The organism is Calditrichota bacterium (genome assembly GCA_014359355.1).
In the GTDB taxonomy this organism is placed as follows: domain Bacteria; phylum Zhuqueibacterota; class Zhuqueibacteria; order JANLFK01; family Oleimicrobiaceae; genus Oleimicrobium.
Genome location: JACIZP010000122.1, coordinates 1 through 9,783 on the forward strand (window position 1 = coordinate 1; position 9,783 = coordinate 9,783).

The following is a 9,783-nucleotide window of genomic DNA, read 5'->3' on the forward strand; positions in this document are numbered from 1 at the left end:
AAAGCATTCGCCACAAGGCCAGGAGGAAGAACATGCGCATCCGGAGTGCAAGCCGCCGAGGCTGCTTGGCAGTCGCGCTGGTGCTGGCTCTGTGTTACCGGGCAGTCGCCCATGGAAGCGAGGCTAGATCCGAGGTCCGCTGCAGTCAATGGCTGCTCCTGGGCCCGGTTCCCGCGCCGCTGCCCCTCTACCACGAGGCCAAGAATCCCAAGGGCGAGAAATTCACCCTTGGCGACCTGCTGGAGTTTCCGCAGGTGGATGTTTCTGAGTGGTGGCCTTACGCCGGTCAGGTGGTTGACTGGGATGCGGGCAGGCACCTGACCTGGCGGCTGGTGGAGGCCGAGACGAGCGGCGTCGAGCTTCCTTCTGCTGGTGCCGTGCCGGAGGTCTGCTACTTAGCGACCTTCCTCGATGCCGCACGTTTCACCGAAGTAAAGTTTGCGATGCGGAGCTCACACCTCTTCCAGGCGTGGCTGGACGGCGAAGTACTGTTTGCGCAAAAGAGCTCCGGGGCGAAGGCAGACAGCGCGGGGCAAACAAAGAGCATCGGCGTGGAGACTGGTGTACACCTGCTGCTGGTGAAGGCGCTCAGAGACCCAGCTTGTCCCGCGCCGTGGCGGCTGGACGCCACCCTGGAACTCCCTGAGGGGTGGAGCGCTGCTGAACTGCGGCTGACCACCGACCCGGCGCAGAGGATGTCCGTGCGCCACCTCATGGACGCGCCGCGGGCCGAGAGTATCGCCCTTTCGCCTGATGGGGAACTTGCTGCGGTGACCATCCGCCAGACTCGCCCGCCCGGCGAAACGAGCGAGGAGTGGATCGAGCTGCGGCGCGTGCGCGACAACAGCCTGCTTGCCACCTACCGGGGTGGCGCGAAGCTTAGTCAATTGGCCTGGGCGCCCGTCGGACGGCGCATCTCCTACACTACTGCGGAGAAGGAGCTCACCACCCTGTGGATTGTTGACCTTGACCAGGGGACCACCAGGCCGCTTCTTCGTGACGTGCAGAACTTTTCCGGATACACCTGGGCTCCTGATGGCACGTACCTCGTCTACTCGGTGACCGAAAAGCCTGAGCCAGACAAGAGCGGGCTCAAGCGGTTGCAGGGCATGCCAGATCGTTGGCCTACCTGGCGCGAGCGCAGCTTCCTCTACCGTGTCAGTGTGCCGCAAGGCGTGCGCAGCAGACTCACCGCTGGCTCGCTGACCACAGTCCTCAACAGCATCAGCCCCGATGGTCGGAGGCTGCTCTTTAGTCGCTCGTGGGAAGACTTTTCCGAGCGTCCGTACGCCAAGACGGCCTACTACACCCTGGACCTGACCAGCATGACGGTGGACTCCCTGTGGACGAGCGGTTGGACCAGCAGTGCGCAGTGGTCGCCCGATGGGCAGCAGCTCCTTGTGCTCGGCGGTCCATCGGCCTTTCAAGGAGTCGGCAAGAAGGTGCCGGAAGGGGTTATCCCCAACGAGTACGACACGCAGGCCTTCCTCTATGACCTGCGCACCGGCGGCGTGGATCCTATCACCAAGGATTTTGACCCCGCCATTAACCAGGGAGTGTGGAGCCGCGTAGAGCCGTGTATCTACTTCGTGGCAACTGACCACGCCTTTGTGCACCTGTTTCGTTACGATCTTCGGACGCGGAAGTTTGACCAGATTGACACAGGCGCCGAGGTTATCGGCGGTTTGCACGTCGCCCTGCAGGCGCCGGTGGCTGCCTACCTCGGTTCCTCGGCCTCCGTACCACCTAAGGCCTTTGTGCTGGACTTGCGGAAGCGGCGGGCGCGGACCTTGGTCGACCCGGCAGAGGCAGCCTACCAGCACGTGCGCTTTGGCCGCTGCCTGCCTTGGGATTTTGTCACCTCGCAGGGCAGGCGCATCGCGGGGCACGTCTATCTACCGCCCGGTTTTGACGAGGCAAAGAAGTACCCCTGCATCGTCTACTACTATGGCGGTACAAGTCCAGTCACGCGGGATTTTGGCGGGCGCTACCCGAAGGAGTTGTGGGCAGCCAACGGCTATGTGGTCTATGTGCTGGAGCCCAGCGGGGCCACAGGGTTTGGCCAAGCCTTTTCGGCCCTCCACGTCAATGACTGGGGAAAGACCGTTTCGGAGGAGATCATCGAGGGCGTGAAGCAGTTCGTGCGCAGCCATCCCTTTGTGGATAGCACGCGTGTCGGGTGCATCGGCGCTTCCTACGGCGGCTTCATGACCATGCTGCTCACCACCAAGACCGACATGTTCGCTGCCGCGGTGGCTCACGCGGGCATCAGCTCCATCGCCTCCTATTGGGGCGAAGGCTTTTGGGGCTACCTGTACAGTTCCACGGCCACGGCCAACAGCTTCCCGTGGAATCGCCGCGATATTTACGTCGACCAGAGCCCTCTCTTCATGGCGGACAAGGTGAAAACTCCCCTCTTGTTGCTCCATGGCACCTCCGACACCAATGTGCCACCGGGTGAGAGCATTCAGTTCTACACTGCCCTCAAGCTTCTGGGCAGACCGGTGGAGCTGGTGCAAGTCGAGGGGCAAGATCACACCATCATGGAGTACGGAAAGCGCATCCGTTGGACGAAGACCATCCTCGCCTGGTTCGACCGCTGGCTGAAGGGGCAGCCGGAGTGGTGGGACAGCCTGTATAGCGACAGGAAGTGACCGGCAACCCACAAGGGGTGAAGATAGATGACGCCACCTGGGGGAGGCGGGCCTGAGGTCACGGGACGACGTGGCGCAAAAGAGGCCGCACCAGAAGCAAGCGCACCTTGGTTGCCACGTACTTGCGGGGATGTAACGCGCGCAGCACCATGAGGTAGCTGGCGATGGCCGGCTCCAAGTCGTCTATGGAGCGGGGGAGGATTTCCAGGTTGATGATGCCGCGGTAGCGCAAGCGGCGTAGGGTGGCCAGGATGTTCTCGATGGGCAGCACCCCGCCTAAGCCGAAGGCCATGTGCTCGTCGCTCCCCGGCTGGCAATCCGAAAGGTGCACGCAGCCGATGTGTCCGTCGAGAGCATGCAACTGGGCTACAGGGTCCATACCCCGCAGGTAGCAGTGGGGGGCGTCGAAGCAGATGCCCAAAAGCTTTGGCCCCAGCACCTCCTTTGCGTGCCTGTAGAGAGCCAGAAACTCCTCCATGGACTGCCCAGGTATGTTCTCGAGGAAGACCGGCGGCTCGAGGCGTGCCAAATTGCGCAATAGCGTCTCCACCGAGCTCTCCACCTGCCTGGCGGCCAGCTCAGGCTCTGGCGGGTGGGCAATGCAGTGGGCTATGCGCAGAGCCCGGCGGTTTGTGTTGACCAACTCGATGACCTGGTCGATCTCTGCCTGGTGATCCGCGCAGGAAAAGTCCCACCCGTCGTCGTGTACCAGAGGCAGATGGAAACCGGTCTGCATGTGACGCACACGCGACACCACCCGATCCAGCTCCGCAAAGACCGACCGGGTGATCTCGGCGAACTCCAAGCCCAATAGACGCGTCAGGCCCAGTAGCACTGAGGGCTCAATGCCGCGGAACCGCTCGATCGTGAAACCTACCTGCACAGTGGGCAACAGTGCCTTCATTGTCCTTCGTGCCCTTCTCCGTGGATTCATTCTGGCACGTGCAATATACGACTTCGCCGTTGGAAAATCAAGCTCTTTGCATGAGGCACACGGCACAACACCGCCGTGTGCGCTCTTAGGCAGAGGCCAGCGCGGACAACCCAGCCGAGCGGTTCGGCGCCTTCTGGGGAGCGGGCCACTTGGGCGCAAGCGAAGAGGAATGGGCTGGACCTGTTTCGCTCAGGGCCGCGTGGTGAGCGAGGGGAAAGGGCTCAGGAAAGGGGCAGAGGAATCCTTGCGCGTTCTTGCCATGCCGGCGCAAGCAGCCATGGCAGCGCCTGCCCACCTTCGCACTCACGCGAGCTTGCCTCCTATGCGGGGTGCGCGCTATCGGAGGAGATTTGGCAAGAAGGTCGAAATGGCGCCGATTCCCAGTGTGAGGATGAGGCTCATAACGCAAGCACAGCACAGCAGCAGGGGCAGAAGCATCGCACCCACCGCCTTGCCTGAGGATATCTGGTGCGCTTGCTTGAAACCGATGATCTGTACCACGATCATCCAAGGCAGAGCCACGACGCTGCCGCAGAAAGGCAAGATGCGGAAAAGCGAGGCCGCCTCGCTGTAGGCCACCACGCGGAAGGTCGCTTCGAACCCCCGCTGTGCACCACCAACCAGCATCAGGCAGAGGTGGAGGATGCCTGCCCACAGAAACATGCCCACCAGCACCATCATCGGCGCGGTCAGAGAAACCAGCGGCACCAGGGCCGTGCGGGACATCCACAGCGGAAAGATGTCGGGGAACTCCGCCATGCCGGGGTAGTGGCGCAGGCCCATTGGCCACAACCAGCCGGAGAGGCTGATGATGCTGTCGACGATGCTGCTCACGCTTCCCACCAACAGACCGAACAGGAGGGGTTTGCCGATGCCCCCGGTGACCGGCATCCGCGCGAAAAAGGTGTTGGGGCTGAACAGCACACCGCTGATTGTGTCCCAAAGGGACTTCCAGAAGCCGACGCGCCCCATCTCTTCCCAGGGGCAGCCACTCCCTGTAGATCCGGCAGCACGTGGGGCCGGGCTCGCCACAACCTGGCGGGGCGGGATGTACGTGCCGCAATGGATGCAGTAACCCCCTCTTTCCGGGATCTCTGGCATCTTGCCGCAATTGGGACACTTGCGTCGCATGGTTTCCTCCGCTGCTCTCAGTAGGACTATTCTTCGAAGTTGCCCCGTGTTCTCCTGCTGTTGGTTACTACGGAACAGCCGCGGCAAAGTTGCGCCCAAGGGCAGCTACAGGGGAAAGTGCTCGGTCGCATGGCTGATGATGAGGTAGAGCCAGTTGGCGAACATGCCGCAGATTACGCCGATGCGAAGAACCCTTTTTTCCCCCCTGCTCAACGCGACGACGATGTTCCGTCTACTCACCATCAGGCACATCGCCCCAAGCCCCCATAGGATGAGGCCAACATAGAGAGCGAAAAACAAGGGATTCACGCGGAGCGAGTCCGCTATCCGTCCTTCGGCAAGAAAGACCGCACTGCGCGTGGCACCGCAGCTGGGGCAAGGCACGCCTGTGAGCGAGTGGAAGGCGCACGGAGGTGCCAGCTGAAGGAGCGGTCGCAGCAGGCGAAGTGCCGTGAGGGCCGCGACGACGAGCCCTCCATAGATCAGGCCGAGGTAAGCTTGCCTTGGCCGTCCCTTTTCGATGCGCACGTGCATTTTACTTGGTCTTTACCTGGCAAAGAAGCTCACCACGCTGTGCGCAAAGATACGCCAAAGGCTCGTGAAAGTCAAGCCGTTTTCGCATTTCTGCCTTTTGTGTCCGTGCGGCGAGGCCAGTGCGCCCAGGGTGGGCCTCCGGGGCAGCGTGGTTGCTGGCATGGAGCCGTGCACATCTGCCCCAGCAAGCGCAGCTCCTGTGCTGAAACTTTTTCTGTCCAGCACCAGTCAAAGAGGTGGTTGCGCGCACCAAAGGGGCCGAAGACGGTCCCCGCCGTGCCTTGCGGACCTTTTGGCCAGGCAGTGAGCGATGGCAACAGGGAGGGCATTACCGTGAAGAGGTGGCTTTGGTTAGCGATTGCGCTTGTGGCGCTGATGCTGGCGCAAGTGGCGGCCGCCGAGAAGGTGGTGGTCGTCAAGACCAAAGGCGAGCGCCGTGCCTGGTTGGGCGTCTATCTGCAGGAGCTCGACAAGGAGCGGCGCAAGGAGCTCGGCGTCAAAGAGGACAAAGGGGCGGTTGTCGTCGAGGTGGTGGCGAACAGTCCCGCCGAGAAGGCTGGCCTGCAAGAGGATGACGTCATCGTGCGCCTGGACGGCCGGGAGGTGAAGGAACCGGATGACCTCATCGACGCGGTGAGGGCGAAGAAACCAGGTGACAAGGTCAAGCTGGAGTACGTGCGGGAGGGCACGCGTCGTGAGGTGGAAGTTACCCTCGGCCGAGCGCCTCGCGTGACCGAAAGGGTTGTGATCCCGCCATTGCCGCCCATGGAGAGGTTGGTGTGGGATGGTGGCGCTTGGCTGGGCGTGGAGCTGCAAGAACTGAACGCCTCACTGGCCGAGTACTTTGCCGTGAAGGAAGACGAGGGCGTCTTGATCACCGAAGTGGAAGAGAAGAGCCCGGCCGCCAAGGCAGGGTTGTTGCCTGGGGACGTCATCGTCAGCATGGATGGCCAGCCGGTGCAGGACGTTGAGGACGTGCTCGACGCTGTTGTGGACAAGGAACAGGGCGATTCGTTGGTGGTGGGCTATGTGCGCAAGGGGACGCGCGCGGAGACGACCGTACGGCTGGGCAAGAGGCCGCGGGTGCGCGTGTTCGGCCGAGGCAGCCCGCGGCTGTGGTGGTGGGAGCGAACGCCAGGGCGGGATTACTTCCTTTTTCCCCGCGAGCGCGTGTGGCACTTTGAGTTCGAAAGGCCGGACGTGGAGAGGTGGCGGGAGCGAGCGCGCGATTGGACCGAGAAGGCCTTGGACGACCTGCGCCGCGGCGTTGAGAAGCTGCGTGTGGAGATTAAGGAGCAGCGGCGGCACATGATCTGAATGCCGGCCGACATGCGCTTCCGTGGCACCGTCCGAGCTCGGGCGGTGCCCTTTTTGTCTGCCCATCTTCTGGGTCTTGCGATACCAGGAGGCCTGTGAAAGCGCGGAAGAAGCGCCAGTCCCCGCTGCCAAGCCATGAGGCCAGACTCCAGAGTCCCTCCAAAGGAGCCAAGCCCCGCTGCGCTGCTGAGAACCAAGCCGGAATGAAGCTGCCACGATCCCACCTCCACTGGACGTGACAATCTCGCATCCCTTAGCCTTCCGTACTGGGCGGAAGGAGACAGCCCGTTCCTTTCCCTCCGGGGGGCGCTGATTCCACGTGAGGGGCCGGAACGCAACGAGAAGTGCGGGGACACCGCAAGATTCGCTGGACGGGCGCATGCCTTCATCTTTCGCCTCGTGGCAGACCCCATTCGGGGGGACGCAGAACACACTCCGCCAGCAGCCTGCGCCTACGAGATTCATCATGGCGTCCGGGCGGAGCGCCCTTAGTCGCCTCGGCGCTGAGAATCCTGCTCGCCAGTGAGCGGGCGGGAAAGCTGGAAAGATGTCTTCGAAGTCGCTGTGCGCTGCGCTCCATCGCATCCACATGGACAGGGAGGAGCTCCCGCCTGGACTCTCCGAAACTTCCTCGGATTTTCCTTGACTTCCTGCGAATATTTCTTTACCTTTAGCCCAGGAAGTGGCGTTTCCGGCATAACCACGATGAGAGGAAACAACGGCTCTCCACCTGCGTATGAAGCTGATGTCGTGAAGCCGTGTGCTGCAGCACGTTGGGCACTGTGGGCAGTGGCAGTGGCTGCCGCCCTGGTATTAGGATGCGAAGAGCGCAAGCGGCTCAATCCCCTGGACCCCCTCAACCCTGTTACCAGAGGCAGGCCCACGGGTCTGTCGGTAGTGTCCGAAGGGCACGAGGTGTGTCTGAAGTGGGATGCCATGGCCGTGGATGAGCTGATAGGCTACCGCGTGTTTCGCCAAGTGCAATGGGAAAGCACGATGGTGCCTGTGACGCTCGTTCCCACGACGCAGTACTGCGACCGCGGGCGACCATTTGGGGTGCAGCACGTTTATTGTGTGACGGCGGTGACCGCCGACTATGAGAGCCCTTGTTCGGCGGGCGTGACCATCACGCCAGGCCCCACCTACTGCTGGGTGGCCAGCGCAAATGAGGGCGCCGTGATCCGCCTCACTCACGACCGGCGGCACGAGCTGCTGCGCTACGGGTACATGGCATACCCCTGGATTGTGGAGGCGGACCCCGTTACCGGCAACGCCTGGGTGGTGGATGCCATCTACGGGAGGGTTTCGGAGATCACCACGGCCGGAGATGAGCAGATGAGGTTGGGTTGGTTCCGGCAACCCAGCGACATAGCCTTGGACTACCGCCGGCGACACCTCTGGATCCTGGAACAGACGAGGACCGACAGCGCCGTGGTGCACAAGTTCACCACCGAGGGGACCCTGATCTTCACGCGAGGGGGACTTGTCGCTCCCTCGCACATGGCCTTGGATGTAGGGACGGGGACCTGTTACATCGCCGATGCGGCGGCACGCAAGGTGGTGCGCGTGGCTGCAAACGGGCGGGTGAGCGACGTTGTGGACGGTCTGGTGTGGCCCACGGGCCTGGCCTGGGACAGCCGTTCCGGCCAGCTCTGGATCGCCGATGGGACCCAGGTGCTCGTAGTCTCCTCGCGTAGCGGAACCATCACCCCCGCGGAAGGGCCGTTTGTGAGAGCCTCCGTCGCTGCGGCCAACGACTCGACGGGCGAGTGTTGGGTTGTGGACCTCGGCACCCAGGCAGGCCAGGGCCAGGTGGTCCGCCTGCGCAAGGACGGGAGCAGGGTGGCGAGCTACGGGCCCTTTGTCCAGCCCTATGGCGTGGCGGTGAACATCTATGATGCCTGTTGCCTTGTGGCGGATACCGGAGGCGACAGGCTGGTGGAGATTACTCCGGACGGGCACATAGAAGAGCTGCCGGTGCGGGTGGCCAGACCATGGGATGTGGCGGTGGAAAACCACTATCCCCTCCGCTGACAGGGGGAAACCGCCGGGACGGATGATGGAGCGTGCAGAGAAGAAAAGACAACTGCTTATCGATGGCGTGATTTGCCTGGCCGCCGCGCTGGGGCTGAGCGCGCTACTTCTCTGGTACAAAGACGTATTCCCCTGGGGCGGACGAACAGTCGAGCTGTCCAAAGATGAAGCCGTAAGGCTGGCGCAGACGGTGGTTGATGAGTTAGGCATTGACGTAAGCCGGTACAGGCGAAACGTGTCCTTCCGGCAAGACCCGAGCCAGCTTCGCTACTTAGCAAGGCGCTTTGGGCCTGCGCGCGCCAATCGCTTCGTGAAGGGCTGGATTCCGGCCTATTACTGGCAGGTGGAATGGCACCCGATGGGCAGGGTACAGCAGGTGGTGCTGGGGATGAGCAGGAGCGGACCTCCCGGACAGTTCAGGGAAAGCGGGCCCATCGGTGCGGTCCAGGTGCGCTTGGCAGAAGAGGGGCGCTTGCTCTCATGCCGTGCCAGCTACTCCGACACGGCCCGTGGTGCCTCCCTCTCCCAAGGCGAGGCGGAAAGCTTGGCGATAGCCGTTGCAAGGAGGCAACTGGGGGCCCAGTTCGAGCAATTTGAACTGCAATCGGTTGTGCCGCGGCACGCTCAGCGCCGCCTGGACTATCTGTTCCGCTGGGTCGACCGCGACCGGCCGGCGGGCGAGCAAGTGGAGTACTTTGTGGAAATCGCCGGCGACAGAGTGGCCGGCTACGGCTTCGAGTACAAAGTGCCACCGGTGTACGCCGACCCGCCCGGCCTGGTGCGCGCCATCTGGGTGCCGACGGCCCTTCTCTACATAGGCATGACCGTCCTCGTGCTGTTCGTGTTGATCAAGAAATTGCGAGCAGACGAGATTACCTTTCGCCCCGGCCTGGTGTTTGCGCTCCTGGGGATAATCGCCCTGTGCGCCCGCCTGATGCTCGCTCAGCATGAACAGTGGCTACTGGAAGTGGTGGTAGTGCTCCTGCTATCGGTGCCCCTTGTGGCTCCGATTCTCCTGGTATTGGTCTCTGTGGCCGACTCCATGGCAAGAGAGGTCTGGCCTGCCAAGCTTCTTTCCTTGGATGCCCTCCGTGCAGGTCGTTTTGCCCATCGCCACTTTGGCTTGGCTCTGACGCGGGGTGTGGCCATCGGGGCGATCGCGGCTGGCCTCGGCGTCGC

7 protein-coding genes are annotated in these 9,783 nt (G+C 62.7%); 4 read left to right on the forward strand and 3 right to left on the reverse strand.

What is annotated here, in order from left to right:
* Positions 1–32: 32 nt before the first annotated feature.
* Entirely contained in the window at positions 33–2,654 is a 2,622-nt protein-coding gene (locus tag H5U38_05095; protein ID MBC7186396.1) for a S9 family peptidase, read from the forward strand.
* Between the two features lie 58 nt (positions 2,655–2,712).
* Here H5U38_05095 and H5U38_05100 read toward each other — a convergent pair whose 3' ends face one another.
* From H5U38_05100 to H5U38_05110, 3 genes are all read right to left on the reverse strand, one after another.
* Positions 2,713–3,558 carry a TIM barrel protein gene (locus H5U38_05100; GenBank protein MBC7186397.1) on the reverse strand — a complete coding sequence of 282 codons (846 nt, stop codon included), beginning with the start codon at positions 3,556–3,558 and terminating at the stop codon, positions 2,713–2,715.
* A 366-nt stretch (positions 3,559–3,924) separates the two neighbouring features.
* Positions 3,925–4,719 (reverse strand): YIP1 family protein, encoded by a 795-nt coding sequence (locus H5U38_05105; protein MBC7186398.1) that lies wholly within the window; start codon positions 4,717–4,719, stop codon positions 3,925–3,927.
* A 105-nt stretch (positions 4,720–4,824) separates the two neighbouring features.
* Complete coding sequence (locus H5U38_05110; protein ID MBC7186399.1) at positions 4,825–5,253, reverse strand: DUF2752 domain-containing protein; 429 nt, start codon at positions 5,251–5,253, stop codon at positions 4,825–4,827.
* A gap of 333 nt (positions 5,254–5,586) precedes the next feature.
* Here H5U38_05110 and H5U38_05115 point away from each other — a divergent pair, with 333 nt between their 5' ends.
* The 3 genes from H5U38_05115 to H5U38_05125 all read left to right on the forward strand — a co-directional run.
* Positions 5,587–6,570, forward strand: coding sequence for a PDZ domain-containing protein (locus tag H5U38_05115; protein MBC7186400.1), 984 nt, complete (start codon positions 5,587–5,589; stop codon positions 6,568–6,570).
* 750 nt (positions 6,571–7,320) lie between these two features.
* Positions 7,321–8,604 carry a hypothetical protein gene (locus H5U38_05120; protein MBC7186401.1) on the forward strand — a complete coding sequence of 428 codons (1,284 nt, stop codon included), beginning with the start codon at positions 7,321–7,323 and terminating at the stop codon, positions 8,602–8,604.
* Between the two features lie 22 nt (positions 8,605–8,626).
* A partial coding sequence (locus H5U38_05125; GenBank protein MBC7186402.1) for a hypothetical protein occupies positions 8,627–9,783 on the forward strand: 1,157 nt, incomplete at its 3' end.

Coding starts and splice junctions, on each gene's coding strand:
- H5U38_05095 (MBC7186396.1), top strand. CDS start 33: ATGCGCATCCGGAGTGCAAGCCGCCGAGGCTGCTTGGCAGTCGCGCTG.
- H5U38_05100 (MBC7186397.1), bottom strand. CDS start 3,558: ATGAAGGCACTGTTGCCCACTGTGCAGGTAGGTTTCACGATCGAGCGG.
- H5U38_05105 (MBC7186398.1), bottom strand. CDS start 4,719: ATGCGACGCAAGTGTCCCAATTGCGGCAAGATGCCAGAGATCCCGGAA.
- H5U38_05110 (MBC7186399.1), bottom strand. CDS start 5,253: ATGCACGTGCGCATCGAAAAGGGACGGCCAAGGCAAGCTTACCTCGGC.